This window comes from Acidovorax sp. (genome assembly GCF_021287135.1).
GTDB lineage: Bacteria > Pseudomonadota > Gammaproteobacteria > Burkholderiales > Burkholderiaceae_C > Acidovorax.
The window spans coordinates 1-23,586 of sequence record NZ_JAJTBB010000069.1; the positions used below are offsets into that span (position 1 = coordinate 1).

The 23,586-nt window shown below is 68.5% G+C and carries 23 protein-coding genes; 13 read left to right on the forward strand and 10 right to left on the reverse strand.

Going from position 1 to position 23,586, the window contains the following annotated elements:
* Positions 1 to 319: 319 nt before the first annotated feature.
* The 5 genes from phhA to LWW96_RS15915 all read right to left on the reverse strand — a co-directional run bounded on the left by phhA (position 320) and on the right by LWW96_RS15915 (position 5,495).
* Positions 320 to 1,159 carry a phenylalanine 4-monooxygenase gene (gene phhA, locus LWW96_RS15895; RefSeq protein ID WP_291488672.1) on the reverse strand — a complete coding sequence of 280 codons (840 nt, stop codon included), beginning with the start codon at positions 1,157 to 1,159 and terminating at the stop codon, positions 320 to 322.
* A 62-nt stretch (positions 1,160 to 1,221) separates the two neighbouring features.
* Complete coding sequence (locus LWW96_RS15900; RefSeq protein WP_291488674.1) at positions 1,222 to 2,190, reverse strand: tripartite tricarboxylate transporter substrate binding protein; 969 nt, start codon at positions 2,188 to 2,190, stop codon at positions 1,222 to 1,224.
* 83 nt (positions 2,191 to 2,273) lie between these two features.
* A complete protein-coding gene (gene hppD / locus LWW96_RS15905; protein ID WP_291488676.1) occupies positions 2,274 to 3,392 on the reverse strand; it encodes a 4-hydroxyphenylpyruvate dioxygenase in 1,119 nt (372 codons plus the stop codon).
* 181 nt (positions 3,393 to 3,573) lie between these two features.
* Complete coding sequence (locus LWW96_RS15910) at positions 3,574 to 4,563, reverse strand: lipase secretion chaperone (protein ID WP_291488678.1); 990 nt, start codon at positions 4,561 to 4,563, stop codon at positions 3,574 to 3,576.
* Positions 4,563 to 5,495 (reverse strand): triacylglycerol lipase, encoded by a 933-nt coding sequence (locus LWW96_RS15915; RefSeq protein ID WP_291488680.1) that lies wholly within the window; start codon positions 5,493 to 5,495, stop codon positions 4,563 to 4,565. The genes LWW96_RS15910 and LWW96_RS15915 overlap by 1 nt, the downstream gene beginning before the upstream one ends.
* A gap of 162 nt (positions 5,496 to 5,657) precedes the next feature.
* Between LWW96_RS15915 and LWW96_RS15920 the strand changes: the two genes are divergently transcribed.
* From LWW96_RS15920 to fabB, 6 genes are all read left to right on the forward strand, one after another.
* Positions 5,658 to 6,140 carry an Lrp/AsnC family transcriptional regulator gene (locus tag LWW96_RS15920; RefSeq protein WP_291488682.1) on the forward strand — a complete coding sequence of 161 codons (483 nt, stop codon included), beginning with the start codon at positions 5,658 to 5,660 and terminating at the stop codon, positions 6,138 to 6,140.
* A 213-nt stretch (positions 6,141 to 6,353) separates the two neighbouring features.
* Complete coding sequence (locus tag LWW96_RS15925) at positions 6,354 to 7,091, forward strand: GNAT family N-acetyltransferase (RefSeq protein ID WP_291488683.1); 738 nt, start codon at positions 6,354 to 6,356, stop codon at positions 7,089 to 7,091.
* A 99-nt stretch (positions 7,092 to 7,190) separates the two neighbouring features.
* Entirely contained in the window at positions 7,191 to 8,066 is an 876-nt protein-coding gene (locus LWW96_RS15930; protein ID WP_291488685.1) for a transporter associated domain-containing protein, read from the forward strand.
* Positions 8,066 to 9,685, forward strand: coding sequence for an apolipoprotein N-acyltransferase (gene lnt, locus LWW96_RS15935; protein WP_291488687.1), 1,620 nt, complete (start codon positions 8,066 to 8,068; stop codon positions 9,683 to 9,685). The genes LWW96_RS15930 and lnt overlap by 1 nt, the downstream gene beginning before the upstream one ends.
* A gap of 326 nt (positions 9,686 to 10,011) precedes the next feature.
* Entirely contained in the window at positions 10,012 to 10,536 is a 525-nt protein-coding gene (gene fabA, locus LWW96_RS15940) for a 3-hydroxyacyl-[acyl-carrier-protein] dehydratase FabA (RefSeq protein ID WP_291488688.1), read from the forward strand.
* Positions 10,533 to 11,756 (forward strand): beta-ketoacyl-ACP synthase I, encoded by a 1,224-nt coding sequence (gene fabB / locus LWW96_RS15945; RefSeq protein WP_291488690.1) that lies wholly within the window; start codon positions 10,533 to 10,535, stop codon positions 11,754 to 11,756. The genes fabA and fabB overlap by 4 nt, the downstream gene beginning before the upstream one ends.
* 22 nt (positions 11,757 to 11,778) lie before the next feature.
* Here the strand turns inward: fabB and LWW96_RS15950 are convergent, their stop codons facing one another.
* The 4 genes from LWW96_RS15950 to LWW96_RS15965 form a co-directional block, all read right to left on the reverse strand.
* Complete coding sequence (locus tag LWW96_RS15950) at positions 11,779 to 12,732, reverse strand: N-carbamoyl-D-amino-acid hydrolase (RefSeq protein ID WP_291488692.1); 954 nt, start codon at positions 12,730 to 12,732, stop codon at positions 11,779 to 11,781.
* 86 nt (positions 12,733 to 12,818) lie between these two features.
* Positions 12,819 to 14,057 (reverse strand): Zn-dependent hydrolase, encoded by a 1,239-nt coding sequence (locus tag LWW96_RS15955; RefSeq protein ID WP_291488694.1) that lies wholly within the window; start codon positions 14,055 to 14,057, stop codon positions 12,819 to 12,821.
* The gene (locus LWW96_RS15960) at positions 14,054 to 15,286 is read right to left on the reverse strand and encodes a diaminopropionate ammonia-lyase (RefSeq protein WP_291488696.1); all 1,233 of its coding nucleotides are present in this window, start codon (positions 15,284 to 15,286) and stop codon (positions 14,054 to 14,056) included. Before LWW96_RS15960 ends, LWW96_RS15955 begins: the two co-directional genes overlap by 4 nt.
* 87 nt (positions 15,287 to 15,373) lie before the next feature.
* Positions 15,374 to 16,255, reverse strand: coding sequence for a MurR/RpiR family transcriptional regulator (locus LWW96_RS15965; protein WP_291488698.1), 882 nt, complete (start codon positions 16,253 to 16,255; stop codon positions 15,374 to 15,376).
* A 329-nt stretch (positions 16,256 to 16,584) separates the two neighbouring features.
* Here LWW96_RS15965 and LWW96_RS15970 point away from each other — a divergent pair, with 329 nt between their 5' ends.
* From LWW96_RS15970 to LWW96_RS15985, 4 genes are all read left to right on the forward strand, one after another.
* Positions 16,585 to 17,382, forward strand: coding sequence for a transporter substrate-binding domain-containing protein (locus LWW96_RS15970; RefSeq protein ID WP_291488700.1), 798 nt, complete (start codon positions 16,585 to 16,587; stop codon positions 17,380 to 17,382).
* Between the two features lie 108 nt (positions 17,383 to 17,490).
* Positions 17,491 to 18,153 (forward strand): amino acid ABC transporter permease, encoded by a 663-nt coding sequence (locus LWW96_RS15975; RefSeq protein WP_291488702.1) that lies wholly within the window; start codon positions 17,491 to 17,493, stop codon positions 18,151 to 18,153.
* Between the two features lie 13 nt (positions 18,154 to 18,166).
* Positions 18,167 to 18,817 carry an amino acid ABC transporter permease gene (locus LWW96_RS15980; RefSeq protein WP_291488704.1) on the forward strand — a complete coding sequence of 217 codons (651 nt, stop codon included), beginning with the start codon at positions 18,167 to 18,169 and terminating at the stop codon, positions 18,815 to 18,817.
* 66 nt (positions 18,818 to 18,883) lie between these two features.
* Positions 18,884 to 19,699: an amino acid ABC transporter ATP-binding protein gene (locus LWW96_RS15985; RefSeq protein WP_291488706.1), complete on the forward strand. Its 816-nt coding sequence runs from the start codon at positions 18,884 to 18,886 to the stop codon at positions 19,697 to 19,699.
* A gap of 26 nt (positions 19,700 to 19,725) precedes the next feature.
* Here the strand turns inward: LWW96_RS15985 and LWW96_RS15990 are convergent, their stop codons facing one another.
* Positions 19,726 to 20,649, reverse strand: coding sequence for a LysR family transcriptional regulator (locus LWW96_RS15990; RefSeq protein ID WP_291488709.1), 924 nt, complete (start codon positions 20,647 to 20,649; stop codon positions 19,726 to 19,728).
* A 175-nt stretch (positions 20,650 to 20,824) separates the two neighbouring features.
* On the opposite strand from LWW96_RS15990, the gene LWW96_RS15995 reads away from it, so the two are divergent.
* The 3 genes from LWW96_RS15995 to LWW96_RS16005 all read left to right on the forward strand — a co-directional run bounded on the left by LWW96_RS15995 (position 20,825) and on the right by LWW96_RS16005 (position 23,585).
* Positions 20,825 to 21,934 (forward strand): asparaginase, encoded by a 1,110-nt coding sequence (locus tag LWW96_RS15995; protein ID WP_291488711.1) that lies wholly within the window; start codon positions 20,825 to 20,827, stop codon positions 21,932 to 21,934.
* Between the two features lie 443 nt (positions 21,935 to 22,377).
* Entirely contained in the window at positions 22,378 to 23,283 is a 906-nt protein-coding gene (gene glyQ / locus LWW96_RS16000; RefSeq protein ID WP_291488713.1) for a glycine--tRNA ligase subunit alpha, read from the forward strand.
* Entirely contained in the window at positions 23,283 to 23,585 is a 303-nt protein-coding gene (locus tag LWW96_RS16005) for an antibiotic biosynthesis monooxygenase (protein ID WP_291488715.1), read from the forward strand. Before glyQ ends, LWW96_RS16005 begins: the two co-directional genes overlap by 1 nt.
* Position 23,586: the final 1 nt, after the last annotated feature.

Below are 23,586 nucleotides of genomic sequence, written 5' to 3' on the forward strand. Positions count from 1 at the left end.
TTGCCCGCAGCAGAGCGGAGGGACGCAGCCTGTAGGGTCGCCCTTTGGCCTCCACATAACTTCGCTGCGCGAAGTGAGTGGAGTCCCGCTTCGCGACCTTTGGTTCCTTTCTTTCGGCGACGCGAAAGAAAGGGACTCGCCGCCGGGCGACTCCCGGCTCCCGCCCTCGGCAAAGGCATGCTGCGCAGATGGGCGAGCGAGCGTTCATGCCCCGGCTTCGACAAGCTCAGTCCGAACGGTTGGCGAAAAGCCAGGGACTACGAAATCAATAGCTGTCAGCGCTTTCCACATAAGCGCTAGAAGCCCTTTTGATAAAAAATCAGGCCGCCACAGCGTCCCGCTCATCCGCTGCAAACTCCGGCAAGCCCCGCAGCCGCTCGTAGATCGGCGCAAAGTCCGCCGCCGTCATGTCAAACAACTGCTCAAAGCTGTCGATCACAAAATACGTCTGCTGGTAGGTGTCGATCTTGTAGCGCGTGCGCATGGTGCGCTCCAGCTGCAGCGGCAGGCGCTGGGGCTCGGGGCTGCGCACCGAGTGCGCCAGTTCCCCGGACGAGCTGAGGATGCCCGCGCCGTAGGCCCGCAGGCCGGCAGGCTCGCGGATGAGGCCGAACTCGATGGTGTACCAGTACAGGCGGCTGAGCATCTCGCAGGCGCCCAGGCCCTCGGCCTTGAGGCCGCCCTGGCCGTAGCGCTGCACGTAGTCGGCAAACACCGGGTTGAACAAGAGCGGCACATGGCCGAACAGGTCGTGGAAGATGTCGGGCTCGACGATGTACTCGAACTCCTCGGGCTTGCGGATCCAGTCCGTCACCGGGAACTTGCGGTTTGCCAGCAGCGTGAAGAAGGGCACTTCGGGGATCAGCCCCGGCACGCCCACCAGCTCCCAGCCGGTGGCTTGGTACAGCCGTTCGTTGACTTCCTCGAACCGCGGAATGCGGTCGCGGGCGCCCAGCAGGGGCAGGGCGTCGATGAAGGCCTGGCTCGCCAGGCCGGGCAGCAGCGCGCACTGGCGCTCGTAGAGCCTGCGGTAGGTGTCGTGGTCCGCCTCGGTGTAGCTCGCGTAGTTCTGCGGGCAGGTGTAGTCCGCGCTGGCGCGCGAGTAGTCGCCACGGGGCGGGCGGTTGGATTGGCCATAGACGACGGGGGCTTGTCCCATGTTGGTACTCCTGTGCCGCCGTGGCCGCGCGCCGCAGCGGCGCGCTCCTGCCCGTGCGGCGGCTAATCGATCTTGATCTTTGCGGCCCGGATCAGGAATTCGTACTTGCTGTTTTCCGAGCGCACAAACTGCGCAAACCCGTCGAGCGTGAGCTCTTCGGGCGCGATACCCATCTTCTTGAACTTCTCCTTGCCGGCCGGGGACTGCATAGCGTTCAGGAACGCCGTGGCATAGCGCCGCGCGTCCGCGTCCGGCAGCGCGGCTGGCGCAAACAGGCCGAACCAGGTCGACACGTTGAAGCCCTGCACGCTCTCGTTGATGCTGGGAACGTTGGGCAGGGCCTCGTTGCGGCTGAGCGTGGTCACGCCCAGGGCCAGCAGCTTGCCGGACTGGATCTGCGGCAGGGCCGACGCCAGGTTGTCGAACACCAGCAGCACCTGGCCCGACTCCAGCGCGGCCAGCGCGGGCTTGGAGCCCTGGAAGGGGGTGTGCCCCATCTTGGTGTTGGTGAGCGACTTGAACATCTCGGCCGAGATGTGGCCGATGCTTCCGTTGCCGCCCGAGCCGTACTTGAGCTGGTCGGGGTTCTTCTTGAGGTACTGCACCAGGTCGGGCGTCGTCTTGATGCCCAGCTTGCCGGCTTGCTCGGCGTTGACCACCAGCACGTTGGGCGTGCGCGCCACCAGCACCAGCGGCTTGAAGTCCTTGAGCGGGTTGTAGGGGAAGTTCTTGTACAGCCAGGGATTGACCGCATGCGTGGCCACCGCGCCCATCAGCACCTGATTGCTGGTCTTGGAGGCCTTGGCCACCTGGTCGGCGCCGGTGTTGCCACCGGCCCCGGGCTTGTTCTCCACGGTGATGGCGCCCAGCTGGGCCGCGGCGCCTTCGGCCAGGATGCGCGCCGAGGTGTCCAGCGGCCCGCCTGCGGGATACGGGACCACCAGCGTGAGCGGGGCAGAGGGGTTCTGGGCCAGGGCAGAGGCGGCCAGGCAGGCCAGGCCAACACCGAACAGGAGGCTGCGCAACGACATCGGGAATCCTTGTGAGTTCCAGGGAGCGCGCAGTATAGGCACCGGGGCAGGGTTATCCCTTGACCTTGTAGGGTCTGGCGTTCTCAGGCGTTCTGGTTCAGGACGCCGCGGCGGATCTGGTCGCGCTCCAGCGATTCGAACAGCGCCTTGAAGTTGCCTTCGCCGAAGCCCTCGCGGTAGTCGCCGCGGCGTTCGATGAACTCGAAGAACACCGGGCCCAGCATGGGGGTGGAGAAGATCTGCAGCAGCAGGCGGGGCGTGCCGTCGGCCGTGGTGCCGTCCAGCAGGATGCCGCGCGACTGCAGCGCCGCCACGTCGGTGCCGTGCCCCGGCAGGCGGGTGTCCAGCATTTCGTAATAGACATCGTTGGGCGCGGTGGCCAGCGGCACGCCGGCCAGGCCCAGCTTGTCCACCACCTCGGCCAGGTTGTCGCAGATCAGCGCGATGTGCTGGATGCCCTCGCCGTTGAACTGCATCAGGAACTCCTCGATCTGGCCGCCGCCCTGCTTGGACTCTTCGTTCAGCGGGATGCGGATCTTGCCGTCCGGCGCCGTCATGGCCTTGGAGGTGAGGCCGGTGTACTCGCCCTTGATGTCGAAGTAGCGCAGTTCGCGGAAGTTGAACAGCTTTTCATAAAAGCCGGCCCAAAAGCCCATGCGGCCCCGGTACACGTTGTGCGTGAGGTGGTCGATCTCGTTCAGGCCGTGGCCTACGGGGCGGCGGTCCACGCCGTCCACGAACTCGAAGTCAATGTCGTAGATGGACTTGCCGTCCTCGAAGCGGTCGATCAGGTACAGCGGCGCGCCGCCAATGCCCTTGATGGCGGGCAACCGCAGCTCCATGGGGCCGGTGGGGATCTCGATGGGCTGGGCGCCCAGGGCCAGCGCGCGGTTGTAGGCCTTGTGAGCGTCCTTCACGCGGAACGCCAGCCCGCAGGCCGACGGGCCGTGCTCGGCGCCAAAGTAGGCGGCCTGGCTGTTCGGCTCGCGGTTCAGGATGAAGTTGATGCCGTTCTGGCGGTACAACACCACGTCCTTGGAGCGGTGCTTGGCCACGAGCGTGAAGCCCAGTTTTTCGAACACGTCTTCCAGCAGGCCGGGCGTGGGCGAGGTGAATTCGACAAACTCGAACCCCATCAGCCCCATCGGGTTCTCCCAGGCGGAAACTTCTTGCAGGGCAGCTGAGGGCAGGGCGGCGTTCATGGGGGCGTCTCCGGAAAAGTGGTTGTAGAACAACGCACTGTAGGCGCGCACACCCTCATGATTTCGGCGTAGTGCGTCCCGGAATGGCCGCTATGCGCAGGAAATTTGCGCGCCGTCAAGGTATGGCGCGCGGTGCCGTCGTATTCTGGGCGGTTTGCCCCGGCTTGCAGGTGCCGGGCGGCTACCGCGCTGCAGCCGTGCGCAGGGCGAGGGCGGCGTTCAGGCGCAGCTGCTCCTGGGGGCTGAACAGCTGATCGCGCAGGGCGCCGAGTTGCGCCGGGTCGCGTCCCTCGGCCTGGGCCTGCGCGTACTGGCCCACGCGCTGCTGCCAGGCCTGCTCGTCGCGGTCCAGCTGCGCCAGGGCCAGCGCGGCATCGTTGCCGTAGGCGGCCGCCCGTGCCGCGTGGCGGGTGTAAACATCCAGCCCCTGCTGCTCGAAGGCCTGGGTCTGCGCGGCGGCCACCAGGTGCTCGGTGGCCTCGCGGCGCTGCGCCCGTTGCTCGGGGGGGAGCAGGGTTTCCTCGGCGTCCTTCAGGGCGCGCTGTTTCTGGGCGCTGCCCAGGTCGGGGTTGTGCAGCACTTCCAGGCGGGCCAGGGTGTAGTGGTCCAACGGGTCTTCGCGGGCAAACAGGGCGTCGTATTCCTCAGGGGCAAAGTGGCGTTCGCGCACGCTGCGCCGGGCGTCCAGCACCCGGCGCAAGGCGCGCGGATCGTCCGGCCCCGCTCCCGGCAGTTCACCCAGGGCCACGCGGTAGTCCACGTAGCGCTGGGCCAACGCCAGGGCGCGGGTGGTCAGCGGCGGCGGAAAGTGCTTGGCGACCAGGGCTTCCAGCCGCTGTTTGAGGGCTTCGGGCGTGGCGGCATCGCCCGCCTCCAGCAGCAGGGCTTCCAGGCGGGCGCGCAGGTCGGGGGTGAGCAGCGGGTCCGCCGCCGCCCCCCGGGCCTCGGTGCCGGCTACCGCCGAGGCGCCGGCCGGGTTGGCGCGACCCGCCCCGGTGCCGGGCAGGGTGGCGTGGAGCGCGGGCCGGGCCCCGGCGGCGGTGGCCGGGTCTTGCCCGCTGGGGGCCGGTGTGCGGCCCAGCCACCACGCGGTCAGGCCCACCGCGGCCAGCACCCCGGCGGCGAGGACCCACCGCGCGCGGGCCGCGGCGCGCAGGCCGGTCCGCGTCATCACAGCCCGGCCTTCTGGAGCCGGTTGGCGTGCTGGCGGTACAGCGCCACCGGGTCGGCCGAGAACCAGTCGCGCAGGCCCACCATCTGGTTGACCTCATCCAGGTGGTTCTGGCTGTAGTCGCCCAGGTGGGTGCCCAGGCGCGACGAGCATGCCGAAACCAGTCCGTCGTTGGCCTCGCCAAACACCCATCCCAGGGGGACGAGGAAGGCGTCGGTGGGGTCCAGCAGGTTGGTGGCGGTGCGGGTGCCCGTCCAGGAGTAGTAGCGCACGCCGTTCACCAGCTCGGGGCCGCTGCCGCAGCCGCTGGGCAGGCCCTGCGGAAAGCTCTGGTTGAACTTGGCGGCGCCGGCGGTGGTGAGGGAGTCCAGCGCGGCCGTGGGCATCTGCGGCAGGCCTGTGCCCCCGGACAGCAGGTTGATCATGCCCACCAGCGCGGTGGCGGCCGCGTTGGCCACGGCCTCGCTGACGGAGCCGGCCGGGGCCACGCCGCGCACGATGTCGGCCACGCGCGAGCCGCGGTTCACCCCTGCCACCGAGGTGGCCGAGGCCACCAGCTGCGGTGCCACGCCGGCCACGTAGCGGATGGTGGGGCCGCCATGCGAATGGCCGATCAGGTTGACCTTGGACGCACCCGTCAGCGCCAGGATGGTCTTGACCTGCGCCAGCAGCTGTTCGCCGCGCACTTCGGTGCTGTTGGCGGCCGACACCTGGGCCACATAGACCTTGGCGCCGCCTTGGCGCAGCGCGTCGGGCACGCCGTAGAAGTAGTCCACGCCCAGCAGGGAATCGAAGCCGAACAGCCCGTGGACCAGCACGATGGGGTAGCGGGTCTGGGTGTATCCGCTTTGCGCGTGGGCCGCGCCCGCCGCTGCAAGGCAGCACAGGACCAAGACGAATTGCCGCCACAGGCGGCGCAGGGATGCGTTCATGGGTTGTCTCCGGTGTGTTGTCGTTGTACTCACAAAAAAGAACGGTCGTTCTTTTTTGCAAGGAGAATTGTTAGGGAGGATTAGTAGCTGTCACTATCGGGACATACCCTGTCCTGCCCAGGGCGGTCCGGATGGCGCCGGCTTTTCGTAAAATATTGCGCCATGAGCCCTGAAAGCGCACTTGACAAGCTTGATGTCGCAATCTTGCGCCGTCTGCAAGAGAACGGCCGGGAGACCTACGACGTCATCGGCGCGCAGATCGGGCTGTCGCCCAGCGCGGTGCTGCGGCGGGTCAAGCGGCTGGAGGAGTCGGGCGTCATCGACCGCTATGTGGCGCTGGTGCGGCCCGAAGCCGTCGGGCTGGGGCTCACGGCGTACCTGAACGTGCGGCTGGAAAAGCACACCGAAAGCCACAAGCGCAACCCCATGGACCTGTTCCGCGCGAGCGTGCAGACCTGGCCCGAGGTGGTGGAGTGCGCGTCCCTCACCGGCGAGATGGACTACCTGCTGCGCGTGGTGGTGGCCGACATGGCCCACTACAGCCGCTTCATCATGGACACGCTCCTCAAGCACCCCAGCGTGCAGGACTGCAAGACCAGCTTCGTGCTCGACCGGGTGAAGGCGACCACGGCCGTGCCGGTGTAGACGGCCGGGGCTGCGCGCCCCCGCGGCGCCGCCCACCGCCGCCCCGGCGACACCGGGGGGCTTGCCCCGCAGGAGGGCCCGCTATACGCTGCGTCTCCCACACCAAAAGCAAACAAAAGCAAAAGGCACGGTATTCCAGACGCCGCTCTCTAATTTGTTGCGCCGCAGCATTTTTGCTGGAAATGATCAGGGAAAACCCTTATATTTCCCGGCATGTATGCAACGAAAGACTGGCTCAAGGCATCCTGGCTCGCGGGCCGGGACATGCTGCGCCCTGTCGCGGGCGGCCCGGCTGCCGATCCCATCCGCACCAAGCAGGAGGTCCCCGTGATGGTTCCAATTCGGGCTTTGGGCCCCTCTTACCGCGAGCGGATCGCGCAGCACCTGCTGCAGCTGGAGCCCGCCGACCGCTACCTGCGCTTTGGCTATGCCGCCAACGACGAGCAGATCCGCCGCTACGTGGAGCAGCTGGACTTTGACCGGGACGAGATCTTCGGCATCTACAACCGCCGCCTGGAGCTGATCGCGGTGGCCCACCTGGCCTTCTCGGAGCACCCGGAATACCAGCACTGCGCGGAGTTCGGCGTGTCGGTGCTCAAGAAGGCGCGCGGCCGGGGCTTTGGCGCCCGGCTGTTCGAGCGCGCCGTGATGCATGCCCGCAACGAGGGCGTCAACATGGTGTTCATCCACGCGCTGTCGGAGAACACGGCGATGCTCAGGATCGCCCGCAACGCCGGTGCCACCGTGCGCCGCGACGGCTCGGAATCCGAGGCCTACCTGCAAATTGTTCCGGGCAGCCTGGACAGCCGCATGGCCGAGATCGTGGAGCAGCAGTTTGCCGAGGTGGACTACCAGATCAAGAAGCAGGCCAAGCAGTTCTGGGATTTCCTGGCCAGCGTGCAGGAAGTGCGCAGCGGCGTGCAGGACGCGCGCCACCAGTCGGCGGAATAGCGGCCCACCGGCCGGGCCGCCGGGGCCGCCCGCCGCGCGGGCGGCGGCCCGTCATGACAATCCGCTATCCTAGGGGCCTGTTCACTACCGCACACGACAGTGTCCGATCCCCACCCCGGGCGTCCGCCCGAAAAGGAAGACAAGCGCACCTTCTTGCAGAAGGTGGCCGAATTCATCCACCCCGGTCCCGATTCCCTGCAGGAGCTGATCGAGACCCTGGCGGAGGCCGAGGACAACGAGGTCATCGGGCCCGAGTCGCGCGTGATGCTCGAGCGCGTCATCCGCATGGCCGACATGACCGCGGGCGACGTGATGGTGGCGGCTCCGCGCATGGACCTCATCAACATCGATGCGCCCTATGACGAGCTGCTGCACCTCGTCATCAACACCGCGCATTCCCGCTTCCCCGTCTACCAGGAGCGGCGCGACAACATCATCGGCATCCTGCTGGCCAAGGACCTGCTCAAGCTGCAGCGGGCGCCCGAGCTCAACATCCGCGCGCTGCTGCGCCCGGCCGTGTTCGTGCCCGAGAGCAAGGGCCTGAACGACCTGCTGCGCGAGTTCCGTGGCAACCGCAACCATTTGGCCATCGTCATCGACGAGTTCGGCCGCATGGCCGGGCTGGTCACCATCGAGGACGTGCTGGAACAGATCGTCGGCGAGATCGAGGACGAGTTCGACATCCCCGAGGAAGACGGCGACATCTTCGGCCTGGCCGACCGCACCTACCGCGTGAGCGGCGACACCTCGGTGGAGCGCGTGGCCGAGGCGTTTGAAACCCACCTGCAGGGCAGCGACCCGCATGCCAGCTTTGACACCATCGGCGGCCTGATCGCGCATGAGATGGGGCATGTTCCGCGGCGTGGCGAGGACCTGCAGCTGGGCGGCCTGCACTTCGTGGTGCTGCACACCAAGGGCGGCGCGGTGCGCTGGTTCAAGGTGTCGCGCGCCGAAGCCGCTGGCGCCGGCGGCTGATGGGACCGGCCGCCACCACACGGGGCCTGCCGTGGATGTTGCAAGCGCTGCTCGCGGCCGTGGCCGGGGCGGCGCAGGCCGCCTCGCTCGCGTGGCCGGGCAGCGGTGCGCCGCTGTGGTGGCTGCAGGGGTTGTCGATGGCCGTGCTGGCCTGGCTGGTGAGCCCCGGTGTGGCCGGGCGCCCGGCCTGGCGCCGTGGCGCGGTGCTGGGGTGGCTGTTCGCCACGGCCTGGCTGGTGGGCACGTTCTGGTGGCTGTTCATCTCCATGCACACCTATGGGGGCCTGGCGGCCCCGCTGGCGGTTGCGGCGGTGCTGGGCCTGGCCCTGTTCCTGGGCAGCTACTATGCCGTGGCCTTGGGGCTTTTTTGCCATCTAGCGCCCGTCCACCGTGCGGGGGTAGCTATCACTTTTGCAGCGCTCTGGCTGCTGGCCGAACTGGCCCGCGGCACCTTGTGGACGGGCTTTCCCTGGGGCGCCGGCGGCTATGCCCATGTGGACGGGCCGCTGGCCGTCTTTGCGCGTTATGTCGGCGTCTATGGCGTGGGCGCGATGGCGGCGCTGCTGGCAATGCTGGCCGTGCAGGCGCGCCGGCGGGATCTGCGCAACGGGTGGGCCTGGGCGCTGGTGCTGGCGCTGGCCGCCTGCTGGGGCGGGGCTGCGGCCCAGCGCTTCTGTGCGGTCGAGCTGTGCCACACGCCCGCCCAGCCCCGGCCCCCGGCCCTGAGCCTGGAGCTGCTGCAGGGCAACATCCCGCAAGACGAGAAGTTCCAGCCCGGCAGCGGCGTCCCCGTGGCCCTGCAGTGGTATGCCGAGGCCCTGCGCAACGCCCAGGCACAGCTGGTGGTGGCGCCGGAGACGGCCATTCCGCTGCTGCCCCAGCAGCTGCTTCCGGGCTATCTGGAAGGGCTGCAGCAGCGCTATGCGGGCGGGGAGCAGGCGGCGCTGCTGGGGATTCCGCTGGGCGACGAAGTGCAGGGCTACACCAACTCGGTGCTGGGCCTGGGGCCGGCCGCGGCGGCAGCGCCCTACCGCTACGACAAGCACCATCTGGTGCCGTTCGGCGAATTCGTCCCGCCGTTCTTCAAGTGGTTCACGGCGCTGATGAACATTCCGCTGGGCGACTTCAACCGGGGCGCGGTCGGGCAGCCTTCCTTTGCCTGGGCGGGCCAGCGCATTGCGCCCAACATCTGCTATGAAGACCTGTTTGGCGAGGAGCTGGGCGCGCGGTTCATCGACCCGGCGCAGGCGCCCACGGTGCTGGTGAACCTCAGCAACATCGGCTGGTTCGGCGATACCGTGGCCATCGACCAGCACCTGCAGATCAGCCGCATGCGCTCGCTGGAGCTGGAGCGGCCCATGGTGCGCGCCACCAACACGGGGGCCACCGCGGTCATCGACCACCGGGGCCAGGTCACCCACCAGCTGGCCCGGGCTACGCGCGGCGTGCTGCGCGCCGAGGTGCAGGGCCGGGGGCTGGACGCGCGCACCGGCTGGCAGATCACGCCCTATGCCTGGTGGGTGTCGCGCTGGGGGCTGGCGCCGCTGTGGCTCGCCGCAGGGCTGGCAGCCGCTGGCGCGGCGCTGGCTGCGCGGCGGCGCACGGCGCGCGGGAACTGATCCAGGTCAATGTGCGGGGCCTGGTGACCTGCCCCGGTCCTGGGTCAAACGCCGGGCGGGGCGCCGCACCCTGGATAATGGAGCCCCTCAAGGGATCCTCTGCACGAATCGTCGCGCCGTGTGCATCTGCGGTCTCGGGTGGTCTGCTGCGCAAGCAAATACTCGCAATAGCTGCGGCTATTGCTGCGTTTTGCGCCTTGCAGCCCCTCCCGATCCGCAGCGCGCACTTTCCGCTCGATGCGTGCAGAACATCCCAGGCTGGGCCTTGATTGCCGACAACAATGACTTGAAAGCGGGCAGACCGCGGTTCTGGAGCACGACTGAAGATGGCTGATTCCTTTTCGTACGAACAACTGATTGCCTCCGGCGAGGGGCGGCTGTTCGGCGCTGACAGCGGGCGCCTGCCGCTGCCACCCATGCTGATGTTCGACCGCATCACGCACATCGACAGCGATGGGGGCGCGCACGGGCTGGGGAAGATTCGGGCCGAGCTGGACGTCAAGCCCGACCTGTGGTTTTTTGCCTGCCACTTCCAGGGCGACCCGGTGATGCCCGGCTGCCTGGGGCTGGATGCCATGTGGCAGCTCATCGGCTTTTACCTGACCTGGCTGCGCCTGCCGGGCCGCGGCCGCGCCCTGGGCGCGGGCGAGGTCAAGTTCACCGGCGAGGTGGGGCCTGATGTGAAGCTGGTCACCTACGAAATCGACATCAAGCGCGTGATCAAACGCAAACTTGTCATGGCCATCGGCGATGCTCGGCTGCTGGCCGACGGCCAGGAGATCTATGTAGCCAACGACCTGCGCGTGGGCCTGTTCAAGCGCGAGGGCGACAACAAGGACGCAGCACAATGACCACCAGGAAGCGTGTAGTCATCACCGGTGCCGGCATCGTCTCGTGCATCGGCAACGACCTGGCCACCGTGGAAGCCTCGCTGCGGGCCGGCAAGAGCGGCATCAAGGCCGTGGAAAAATTCAAGGAGCTGGGCCTGCGCAGCCAGGTGGGCGGCGCGCCGGAGATCGACATCGAGGCGCGCATCGACCGCAAGCAGCTGCGCTTCATGGGCGATGCCGCGGCCTATGCGCAGATCGCGCTGGAAGACGCGATCGCGCAGGCCGGCCTGACGCCCGAGCAGGTCAGCCACCCGCGCACCGGCCTCATCATGGGCTCGGGCGGCGGCTCGCCCGCCAATCAGATCGAGGCGGCCGACACGCTGCGCGAAAAAGGCATCCGCCGCGTGGGGCCCTACCAGGTCACGCGCTGCATGAGCTCCACCGTGTCCGCGTGCCTGGCCACCAATTTCAAGGTCAAGGGCATCAACTACTCCATCACCTCGGCCTGCTCCACGTCGGCGCACTGCATTGGCGTGGCCGCGCAGCAGATCGCCTGGGGCATGCAGGACGTGATGTTCGCGGGCGGCGGCGAAGAGCTGAGCTGGGGCATGTCGCTGCTGTTCGACGGCATGGGCGCCATGTCCAGCAAGTACAACGACACGCCCGAAAAGGCCTCGCGCGCCTATGACGCGAACCGCGACGGCTTCGTGATCGCGGGCGGCGGCGGTGCCGTGGTGCTGGAGAGCCTGGAACATGCCCAGGCGCGCGGCGCGACCATCCTGGCCGAAGTGGTGGGCTTTGGCGCCACCAGCGACGGCGAGGACATGGTGGCCCCCTCGGGCGAGGGCGCCATTGCCTGCATGAAGCAGGCGATGGAAGGCCTCGGCGCCCCCATCGACTACATCAACACGCACGGCACGTCCACGCCCGTGGGCGACATGCAGGAAGTGCGCGCCATGCAGGCGCTGTTCGGCGACAAGGTACCGCCGTTCTCCTCCACCAAGTCGCTCACCGGCCACTCGCTGGGCGCCACGGGCGTGCAGGAGGCCATCTACTGCGTGATCATGCTGAACAAGGGCTTCATCGCCGGTTCGGCCAACGTGGAGACACCCGACCCGGCCTTGGGCTCCATGCCCCTGGTCACGCAGACGCGCGACGCCCAGCTGACCACGGTGCTGTCCAACAGCTTCGGCTTTGGCGGCACCAACGCCAGCCTGGTGCTGCGCCGCTGGGGCGCCTGAGCACCTTTCTCCGCCCGCCCCGTCAGCCCCGCCAGGGGCTGCCGTCGGCGGCCAGCGTCTCGCCCTTCTTTTGCACGATCAGCCCGTAGCACTCGGGGTGGCGGTGCAGGTCGAAGTTGAAGGTGGTGCGCTTGTACACGGCGCAAAAGTCCAGGTCGCAGCGGCCGAGCACCACCTCGTCGTCGCGGGTGGTGCAGCGCGCCACCACCTCGCCCGAGGGCGCCACCAGCAGGCTGCCCGCGATGCTGTCCACGCCTTCCTCGATGCCGCCCTTGGCCACGCTGGCCACCCAGCAGCCGTTCTGGTAAGCGCCGGCCTGCACGGAGAGCTGGTTGTGGAACAGTGACAGGTCGTCGTGCTGCGGCGCCGGCGCGTTGTGCACCGGCGTGTTGTAGCCAATGAAGATCATCTCCGCGCCCTGCAGCGCCATGACGCGGTAGGTCTCGGCCCACCGGCGGTCATTGCACAGCGCCATGCCCACGGTGCCGCCAAAGGCCTGGTACACGCCGAACGAGGTGCCCGGCGTGAAATAGCGCTTTTCCAGGTGCTGGAACCGGCGCCAGGGCTCGTGCTCGAAATGGCCCGGCACATGGATCTTGCGGTACTTGCCGACGATGCGGCCCGTGCGGTCGACCAGGATGGCGGTGTTGTACCGCGTGAGCTGGCCTGCCTCCTCGGCCAGCTCGGCGTAGCCCAGGTAGAAGCCCACGCCCAGCTCGCGCGCCAGGTCGAACAGCGGCTGGGTTTCGGCGCTGGGCATGCTGCGCTCGAAATAGCGGTGCAGCTCTTCGGGATCTTCCAGGTACCAGCGGGGGAAAAAGGTGGTCAGCGCCAGTTCGGGGTAGACGATGACGTGCGCGCCCAGGCTGTGGGCTTCGCGCATCATGGCGCACAGGCGCCGGACGACGGCGGTGCGGTTGTCGGCGCGCTGGACGGGCCCCAGCTGGCCCAGGGCGACGTTGACGGTGCGGGTCATGGGAAGGTTCTTTCTTCAAAATTGATAGCTGCTAGCGCTTATTCCACGGGCGCTAGAGGCTGATTTGAATCATATTTTGGCGGACGTCACGCACGGTTGGCCCGCTCCAGCATCACCTGCAGCAGCACGTTGGCGCCTTGCTCCAGCTGCCGGGCATCGGTGTGCTCGCGCACGTTGTGGCTCAGCCCGCCGGCGCTGGGCACGAACACCATGGCGGTGGGGCACACGCGGGCCAGCATTTGCGCGTCGTGCCCGGCGCCGCTGGGCATGCGCAGCGTGGACAGGCCCGCCGCGCGGGCGTGGCGCTCCACGCTGTCGACCAGCGCGGCGTCAAACTGCACCGGAGCAAAGTCGGCCAGGGAGCGGTGGCTGAACTGCACGCCGTGCTCGGCGGCCAGACGCCGTGCGTGGGCCAGGACTTCGGCCTGCGCCGCCCGCAGCAAGGTGCCGTCGGTGTTGCGCAGATCGATCGTCATCGTGGCGCGCCCGGCAATCACGTTGATCAGGTTGGGCTGGAACGTCACCGCCCCCACCGTGCCCAGCTGGCGTCCGCCGTAGCGTGCCACCAGCTCGTGCACAAAGGCCGCGCAGCGCAGGGCCGCCATGCCGGCATCGGCCCGCAGCGCCATCGGCGTGGTGCCGGCGTGGTTGCTGTGGCCGGCAAAGCTGAACTCCATCCAGCAAATGCCCTGCACGCCTTCGACCACGCCGATGTCCACGCCCTCGCGGTCCAGCACCGGGCCCTGCTCGATGTGCAACTCGACAAAGCTGTCCACGCGCGGCGCGCCCACGGGCGCCGTCCCGGCATAGCCGATGCGTGCCAGCTCGGCGCCCAGCGTGGCGCCGTCGTCCACGGCCACGGCGGCCAGCGCGTCCGCCAGCGGCATGCCGCCCACATGCACCAGGCTGCCCAGCATGTCGGGCTGGAAGCGCGCGCCTTCCTCATTGGTGAAGAAAGCCACCTGCAACGGCCGACGCGTGCGCACGCCCGCGTCCCGCAGCGCAGCCACCACTTCCAGCCCCGCCATGACGCCGTAGTTGCCGTCGTACAGGCCGCCCGTGCGCACGGTGTCGATGTGGCTGCCGGTGGCCACGGGCGCCAGGTCGGCAGTGCCGGCACAGGTGGCCAGCACGTTGCCGATGGCGTCGATGGCGACGTGCATGTCCAGGGCACGCATCTGCTGCACCGTCCAGTCGCGCGCAGCGCGGTCGGCGTCCGACAGGGCCAGGCGGTTGGTGCCGCCCCCCGGCAGGGCGCCGAACCGGCCCAGGTCGGCCAGCCGCTGCAGGAGCCGCGGTCCGTTGATGCGCGGCGCGCCGGTCATGCGCGGGCCCCGGCACGCGCGGCGACGGCTTCGGCCGGCTCGCCCACCAGGGCTTCGTACAGCTGCGGATCGGTGGCGCCCTCGGTGCCGAAAAACAGCAGGCGGCTTTCCGCGGTAAGCCCCAAGGCCTGCCGGGCGGCCGGGTCCTGGCAGGCGGCCACGGCAGCGGCCACGCCGGCCACGGCGGATTCGCCCGCCACGATCACCGGGTCGCTGCCGAGCGGGTGGGCCAGCAGCCGCATCGCCGCGATGGCGGCCGGGTCGCTGATCACGCAGAAGGCATCGGTGCCGTGCTCCAGGATCTCCCAGGCCAGGTGCGAGACTTCGCCGCAGGCCAGGCCGGCCATCAGCGTGTCGATGTCGCCAGTGACGGCGGTGAGCCGGCCGGCCTTCGCGCTTTGCGCCAGGCAGTCGGCGCGGTCGGGCTCCACCACCACGAACACCGGGCGGGCGCCGCCGTCGCGCTCCCAGAAATAGGCGCATGCCGAGGCCGCCACGCCGCCCACGCCGGCCTGCACGAAGACGTGCGTGGGGCGCTGGGCCAGCTGGCGCGCGGCCTCGTCCACCATCACCTGGTAGCCCTGCATCACGTCGCGCGGCACGTCCATGTAGCCGGGGTAGGACGTGTCGGAGATCACAAAGCGGCCGTGCAGCTTGGCGTCGGCGTCGGCCTGGCGCACGGCGTCGTCGTAGTTGCCGGCCGTGCGCACCACCTCGGCGCCGTACCGGGCGATGGCGGCCCGGCGGCCCTCGCTCACCGTGGCGTGGATGTAGATCACGCAGCGGCAGCCGAACTGCTGCGCGCCCCAGGCCACGGAGCGGCCGTGGTTGCCATCGGTGGCACAGGTGACCGTCAGCTCGCCGCACAGCGCGCGCACGTCGGGGGCCAGCAGGTCTTGCGTGGTGAGTGCGCGGCCCAGGCGGGCGCCCAGCTCGCGGCACAGCAGGCGCGCCACGGCATAGGCGCCGCCCAGGGCCTTGAAGCTGCCCAGGCCGAAGCGGCCGCTCTCGTCCTTGTAGTGCGCGGCGGCCACGCCCAGCGCCTGCGCCAGCGCGGGCAGGGGCTGCAGCGGCGTGGCGGCGTAGCCCTGCCAGTGGGTCAGGTCGCGCTCGGCCTGCGCGAGCGCCGGGGCGCCCAGGATCGCGCTGCGGCGCGCGCCGTAGGGCGCCTGCCGGTCGGCGGCGGGGTTGCGGAAACATGCGGCGGCAAGGGCGGGAAGGGAAGGCATGAAGAGCTTTCGGTGAATGGATGCAAAGAAGGAAAGGGGGCTGGAAGAGGCCGAGGAGGAAGGGCGCGCAGGATCCGGGTGCTTCGGCTACACCTGCGGCTCCAGGTCGTCGAGCACCGCGTGCAGTTGCTCGATGCGCTGCAGGCGCGCCCGTGCGCCGGTCTTGGCCTGCGTGGCAAACGCCGCCGCCAGAAAGTTGATCAGGCTGATGGCGCAGACATAGGAATCGAACAGTCCGTCGGGGTCGCTGGCACCGCAGCGCAGGACCACACGGGCCTGCAGGGCCAGGGCGGACACGGGTGCATCGGTCAGCAGCAGCACTTGCGCGCCCATGCTGCGCGCGGCGGCCAGCACGGTGGGCAGCCGGGTGCTGCGGCGGCGGAAGTCCACGGCCAGCACCACGTCCCGGTCGCTGGCGCCGGCCAGCAGTTCCGCTTCCCGGCCGCTGGCATCGTTGAGGCTGGCCACGTCGCTGCGCACCTGGGCCAGCAGCGCCTGCGCGTACCCGGCCGTCACCTGGCTGTGGCGGTAGCCCACGACCCAGACCTTGCGCGCCCGCGACAGCAGCGCCAGGGCGGCCTGCACCTGCGCCACGGGCAGGGCGTCGGCCCAGTCGGTCAGGCGCTGGGCGTCCTGGTGCAGGTGGGCGTGCAGTTGCCGGCCCAGGCCGTCCTTGCGCGGGACCTGCGCCATGCGCGCCAGCGGCGACTGGCGGGTGTGGTGGGCACGCACCTGCTGGCGGAACTCGTCGAACCCCGAAAACCCCGCCCGGCGAAAGAAGCGCGCCGCCGTGGACTTGGAAGTGCCCGCCAGCTGCGCCAGTTCGGTAGCGGTGTAGCCGAGCAGGGCGTCATGGCGCGCGAGCACCACATCGGCGAGCTTTCGCTCGGCGTCCGAGAGGTCGCCATACATCTGGCGCACGCGCGCCTCCGGCGACGATGCGGCTGCTGCGGTGTCGGTCCCTGCCATGGCGGTTGCTCCCCGGAATTGGGCGCCGCTCCCCAGCTTGGGGCAGCGGTGCACGGTTGTGAAACACGTGTGCCGGATTTTCAAGTGAAAGAAACGTTCGTTTCACGCTGGCACGCGCCCCGTTGAGCAAGAACGGTGCCCGCGTCCTTGTCCACGAGGCCCTGGGCCTGCCTGGATTCCCTGTGCAGAGCCCTGTTGCGCAAGGGGGTTCTGCGCCCCGCATGAAACAACCGCCGCCGCCCCGGCGGGGAGGCTGCAACAGCGGTTTCACGCCCTGGCACGCAATGTGCTCAAAGGGTCGCACCTCTTTTTCATTCTCGGAGTGCCTCATGAAATTCAGTCGCAGAGCTTTCGCCGCCGGTGCCGCCGCCCTGGCCATCACCTTGCCGCTGGGGGCCAGTGCCCAGCAGGACGGATCGCTCAAGGCCGTGCAGGACAAGGGCAGCATTGCGCTGGGCATCCCCACCGACTACCCGCCTTACGGCTACATGGGCCCCGATTTCAAGCCCACGGGCGTGGACGTTGCCGTGGCGCAGCTCATTGCCGACAAGCTGGGCGTCAAGGCCGAGCTGGTGCCCGTGAGCACCCCCAACCGCATTCCCTACCTGCAGTCGCGCAAGATCGACGCCATCGTCTCCGCGCTGGGCAAGAACGAAGAGCGCCAGAAGGTCATTGATTTCACCGTGTCCTATGCGCCGTTCTTCCAGGCCGTGTTCGGCCCGAAGAACTTGGAAGTCAAGAGCTTTGCAGACCTGGCCGACAAGACCCTGGCCGTGACGCGCGGCACCATCCAGGACGATGCGCTGGTGAGCCTGGCGCCCAAGAGCCTGAAGATCCAGCGCTTCGAGGACGACAACGCCACCATGGCGGCCTTCATGACGCAGCAGACCCAGTTTGTTGCCGTGGGCGCTGCCGTGGCCGCGGCGGCCCTGCAGAAGAACCCCAAGGTGCAGGCCGAGTACAAGCTGCTGATCAAGGATTCGCCCAACTACGTGGGTGTGCGCAAGGGCGAGACCGCCTTGCTCAACAAGATCAACGAGATCCTGCGCGCCGCCAAGAAGGACGGCACGCTGGAGTCGTATTCGCAGAAGTGGCTGGGCCGCGGCATGGGCAACCTGCCGGACTGAGCCAGCAGCCCGTCCGGGCCTGGCGCTGCGCGGGCCTGCTGGCTCGCGCCGCTGCCGCCGGGCCGGGCCGCTTCCATCTTTCTTGATTCCTGATGTCGGAGGGCGCGCATGGCCTTGGATTTCGCAACGGTGCTGGGCCAATGGCCCATGCTGGCCCGCGGGCTGGTGCTGACGGTGGTGCTGACGGGCGTCGCCATTCCGCTGGGCATCGTGCTGGGCATTGCGTGCGCCTGGTGCCGGCTGTACGGCGTGGGGCCGCTGCGCTTGGGGGTGGCGGCGTATGTCGAGGTGTTTCGCAACACGCCGTTCATCATCCAGCTGTTCTTCCTGTTCTTCGGGCTGCCGTCGTTGGGGCTGCGGCTGTCGCCCGAGGTGGCCAGCGTCCTGGCCATGGTGCTGAACCTGGGCGCCTACGCCTGCGAGCAGGTGCGCGCGGGCATCGAGGCCACGCCGCGCGGGCAGATAGAGGCCGCGCAGTGTCTGGCGCTGTCGCCCTGGCACATCTTCACCCGCGTGGTGCTGCCGCCGTCGCTGGGCCGCGTGTGGCCTTCGCTGGTGGGACAGACCGTCATCGTCATGCTGGGTTCCTCGGTGTGCAGCCAGATCTCCACCGAAGAGATCTCCTATGCCGCCAACCTGATCTCGAGCCGCACCTTCCGCAGTTTCGAGTCCTACATCCTGGTGACGGCGGTCTACCTCGCCCTGGCGGTTGCGCTGCGCCAGCTGCTCCACTGGGCCGGCCCCCGCTGGGTGTTCGGCCGGCGTGCCTGAAGGGGAGGCCACGATGACCGATTTCACGTTCTGGGACATTGCCAAACAACTGCTGCTGGCCTTGCGCTGGACGGTGGGGCTGTCGCTCATCGCGTTTGCCGGCGGCAGCGTGCTGGGCCTGGCCCTGCTGGTCTTGCGGCTGGCCCGCGTGCCCGGGGCCCAGCGCCTGGTGGCCGCGCATGTGCAGATCTTTCAGGGCACGCCGCTGCTGATGCAGCTCTTTCTGACCTATTTCGGCCTGGCCATGGTGGGCATCGACACCTCGCCGCTGCTGGCCGCGTGCGTGTGCCTCATCCTGTATTCCAGCGCCTACCTGTGCGAGATCTGGCGCGGCTGCGTCGAGGCGGTTCCCAAGGGGCAGTGGGAGGCCTCCGCCAGCCTGGCGATGGGCTTCACCGAGCAGTTGCGCCACGTGATCCTGCCGCAGGCGCTGCGCATGGGCATTGCCCCCACGGCCGGCTTCAGCGTGCAGATCATCAAGGCCACGGCCCTCACCAGCGTGATCGGCTTTATCGAAATCACCAAGGCCGGCCAGCTGATTGCCAATGCCACGTTCGAGCCCTTCCTGATCTACGGCTGCGTGGCGGCCCTGTACTTTGCGCTGTGCTTCCCGCTGTCGCTGTGGAGCCAGCACCTCGAACGCCGGCTGCGCCCGGCGCGCTGAACGCTCCAGGCACCGCCGCGCAAGGGCCCACCCCACTGATCCGATCCCACTTTTCGACTGCCTGCCATGAACTCAGCGACCGATGTCCGTCCTTCCGCCACACCGGCTGCCAGCGCGCACCCCGCGCCCGGCACCGTTCCCCTGGTGCACATCCAGGGCCTGCGCAAGCGCTACGGCGATGTCGAGGTGCTCAAGGGCGTGGACCTGCAGGTGCAGCGCGGCGAAGTGATTTCCATCATCGGCAAGAGTGGCTCGGGCAAATCCACGCTGCTGCGCTGCATCAACGGGCTGGAGCAGTACCAGGACGGCGCGCTGTGCGTGCACGGCCAGGAGGTGAACGCGGGCGGCGCGCAGGCCCTGCGTGAACTGCGCAAGAACGTGGGCATGATCTTCCAGAACTTCAACCTGTTTCCCCACCTCAGCGTGGGGCGCAATGTGATGCTGGCGCCCACGCTGGTCACCCGCCAGCCCAAGGATGCGGCGCGCCACAACGCCCAGCGCCTGCTGGCCCGCGTCGGCCTGGCGGAAAAGTTCGATGCGATGCCCGAGCAGCTCTCGGGCGGCCAGCAGCAGCGCGTGGCCATCGCGCGGGCGCTGGCCATGGATCCCGAGATCCTGCTGTGCGACGAGGTGACCTCCGCGCTCGACCCGGAGCTGGTGGGCGAGGTGCTGCAGGTGGTGGAAAGCCTGGCCGAGCAGGGCATGACGCTGATCATGGTCACCCATGAAATGGGCTTTGCCCGGAAGGTGAGCGACCGGGTGGTCTTCATGCACCAGGGCCGGGTGCACGAAACCGGCGCGCCCGAGCAGCTGTTTGGCAACCCGCAGACCCCGGAGCTGCGCCAGTTCCTGGGGATGCTGCCCGCAGGGGCCGGCGCTTAAAACGTCTGAGGCCGGCCCCCGAGCCGTCAGCGGGGGGCGGGCGGTGCGGCGTTCCGCGCGGACAGAACCTCGTGCAGCACCCCCGGCAGCATGGCCAGCATGCGGGTGGCCTGCAGGCCCGGCGGGTGGTTGCCCGCGTGGTAGCTGTACAGCGACATGGGCGGCAGGTCGGGCAGCGGCACCGCCACCATGTGGGCCGGGTCCAGCCGGATGGCCGTGAGGAAGTCCACCACCGTCCAGCCCATGCCCAGCCGCACCAGTTCCAGCGCCAGGCGCGAGGTCTGCACCTGGATGCCGGGGCCGCCCGGCGTGCCCAGGCGGTCGGCCGTGTGGTCGATGGACTGGCGCATGGGGTCGTCCCCCACCAGCCGGATGGCCGGCACCTGCGCCAGCCGTGCGGCCATGCTGGCGGCGCGCGGCGCCCGGTCCCACACGGTGCGGGCCACGGCCAGCGACAGGCGCCCGCTCACCAGCAGCTCGCTGTGGACCTGCGGGTGCGGGTGCTCGAAAAAGCCCAGCCCGAAGTCCACGCTGCGCGTGAGCAGCGCCTGCGTCATCTGGTCCTGGTGGATGGTGCGCACCTCCACACCCACCTGCGGGTGCTTTTGGGCGTGGCGGTGCAGCAGCGAGGGCAGGAACTCGTGGGTGATGGAGGGAATCGCGGCCAGCCGCACATCGCCCAGTTCGGTGGTCGCCAGGTTGCGCGCCGTGCGTTGCAGGGCGTCCAGCTGGCGGTGGATGCTGCCGGACTCCACCGCCAGCACCTGCGCCTCGGGCGTGGGCGTGAGGCCGGCGGGCGTGCGGTTGAACAGCCGGTAGCCCAGCTGCAGCTCGGCATGGGCCACGGCCTTGCTCACGGCCGAGGGCGTGATGCACAGCAGCCGGCCGGCGGCGCTCATGCTGCCGGTCTGCAGGACGGCCTGGAACACTTCAAGCTGGCGCAGGTTCATGGCAAAAAACCGGAAATGGGGGTGTGAATTCAATTCACAGGGTGACGCCAATTATTCCACTTGGCTGTGCGTGGATTTCTCATAGGATGCCGCACCGTCCGCCACCCCCACCGCGCCGGACGGCGGCGGACAGCAGCACCCCGGCTGCGCCCGAAGAATGATCCGGAGACCACCCATGCGACTTTCCTTCCAATCCCCCCTTTCCTCATTGGCTTCCTCCCCGTCCTCCGCCACGCGCCGCTGGCTTGCAGGCGTGGTGCTGACGGCCCTGTCCACCGTGGCCCTGGCCCAAGCGGCCAAGCCCAACGTGGTGGTGCTGGCCACGGGCGGCACCATTGCCGGCGCGGGCGCCTCGGCGGCCAACAGCGCCACCTATGCCGCTGCCAAGGTGCCGGTGGACAAGCTGCTGGCCGGCCTGCCGGAACTGGCCAACGTGGCCAAGGTGTCGGGCGAGCAGGTGTTCCAGATCGCCTCGGAAAGCTTCACCAACGAGCACCTGCTGCGCCTGGGCCAGCGCGTTTCCGCCCTGTCCAAGCAGGCGGACGTGGACGGCATCGTCATCACCCATGGCACGGACACGCTGGAAGAGACCGCGTACTTCCTGAATCTGACGGTGCACACCAGCAAGCCCATCGTCGTCGTGGGCTCCATGCGCCCCGGCACGGCCCTGTCGGCCGATGGCGCGCTGAACCTGTATGACGCCGTGAGCGTGGCCGCCAGCAAGGACGCGGCCGGCAAGGGTGTGCTCGTCACGATGAACGACGAAATCCACAGTGGCCGCGACGTCAGCAAGACCATCAACATCAAGACCGAGGCTTTCAAGAGCCAGTGGGGCCCGCTGGGCATGGTGGTGGAGGGCAGGAACTACTGGTTCCGCGCGCCCGTCAAGCGCCACACCCTGCAGTCCGAGTTCAATATCGACGACATCAAGGCCCTGCCTGCCGTGGACATCGTTTACGGCTACGGCAACATGAACACCACGGGCATCGAGGCGTACGGCAAGGCCGGCGTGAAGGCACTGGTCCATGCCGGCACGGGCAACGGCTCGGTGGCGGCCCAGGCGGTCGATGCGCTCAAGGCCTTGCGCGGCCAGGGCGTGCAGATCATCCGGTCGGCCCGCGTGCCCGACGGCTTTGTGCTGCGCAATGCCGAGCAGCCGGATGACAAGTACGACTGGGTGGTGGCCCACGACCTGCGCCCGCAAAAAGCCCGCATCCTGGCCATGGTGGCCCTCACCAAGACCAACGACAGCAAGGAACTGCAGCGGATTTTCTGGGAGTATTAATTCCCCCTGAGGCGCTGCGCGCCTTCCCCCCGGAGGGGGGACGCACCCAGTGGCCTGGCAAAGCCAGTTCCACGGGTGCACTGGTGGAGGCCGCGCTCCCGGGAAGCGGTGGGGTGGCGGGCCGGCAGTGAATGGATGAGAGAACTTCGCGCACTACGTGTGCGTTGACAGTGGCCCGCGAGGGCGGCTACCGGTACGCACCGGCTTATAACGCGCGTGGCTGGTTGGGAAGGCTGGGGCTCCAAAAGGGCTCCGGCCTTTTTTCATGGGCGGGCGGGCCTCTGGCGCTGCGGCGGGCCTCGCCGGGGGCTCTGCGCCGTAAAATCACCGGTTTGCGCGCGAGGTTTGCCCTGCGCGGGGCGCTGCGGCCGGCGGACGGTTGGTTCGTGGCGTTCGTTCTTCCCCTCATTACCGGCCCTGGCCCTGCCAGCGCCCAAGACCTCATGTTGACCTTCCAGCAAATCATCTTGAAGCTGCAGTCCTACTGGGACGCGCAGGGTTGCGCGCTTTTGCAGCCCTACGACATGGAAGTGGGTGCAGGCACCTCGCACACCGCCACCTTTCTGCGCGCCATCGGGCCGGAGCCGTGGAAGGCCGCCTACGTGCAGCCCAGCCGCCGCCCCAAGGACGGCCGCTACGGCGAGAACCCCAACCGCCTGCAGCACTACTACCAGTACCAAGTGGTCCTGAAGCCCGCGCCGGCCAACATCCTGGAGCTGTACCTGGGCTCGCTCGAAGCCCTGGGCTTTGACCTCAAGAAGAACGACATCCGCTTTGTGGAAGACGACTGGGAGAACCCCACGCTTGGCGCCTGGGGCCTGGGCTGGGAAGTCTGGCTCAACGGCATGGAGGTCACGCAGTTCACCTATTTCCAGCAGGTCGGCGGCATCGACTGCAAGCCTGCCACGGGCGAGATCACCTACGGCCTGGAGCGCCTGGCCATGTACCTGCAAGGCGTGGACAACGTCTACAACCTGCAGTGGACCGACACCCTGAAATACGGCGACGTGTACCACCAGAACGAAGTGGAGCAGTCCACCTACAACTTCGAGCACTCTGACGCCGACTTCCTCTTCACCGCCTTCAACGCGCACGAGAAGCAGGCCAAGTACCTCATGGAGCAGCAGCTGGCGCTGCCCGCCTATGAGCAGGTGCTCAAGGCCGCGCACAGCTTCAACCTGCTGGACGCGCGCGGCGCCATCAGCGTGACCGAGCGCGCCGCCTACATCGGCCGCATCCGCAACCTGGCGCGCAGCGTGGCGCAGAGCTACTACGACAGCCGCGAGCGCCTGGGCTTCCCCATGGCGCCGCGCGAGTGGGTGGCGCAAATGCCCAAGAAGGCCGCCTGATGATCCTGGAGGTGGCCACGCTGCAGATCAAACCCGGCCAGACGGCCGCGTTTGAACAGGCGTTTTCCCAGGCGCAGCGCATCATTGCGTCCATGCCCGGCTACCACGGGCACGAGCTGCAGCGCTGCGTGGAAGACGACCACCAGTACGTGCTGCTGGTGCGCTGGGCCACGCTGCAAGACCATACCGAGGGCTTTCGAGGCTCCCCGCAATACCAGGAGTGGCGCGCGCTGCTGCACCATTTCTACGATCCCTTTCCCACCGTGCTGCACTACCGCGCGGTGACGCCGTCTTTGAGCTGAT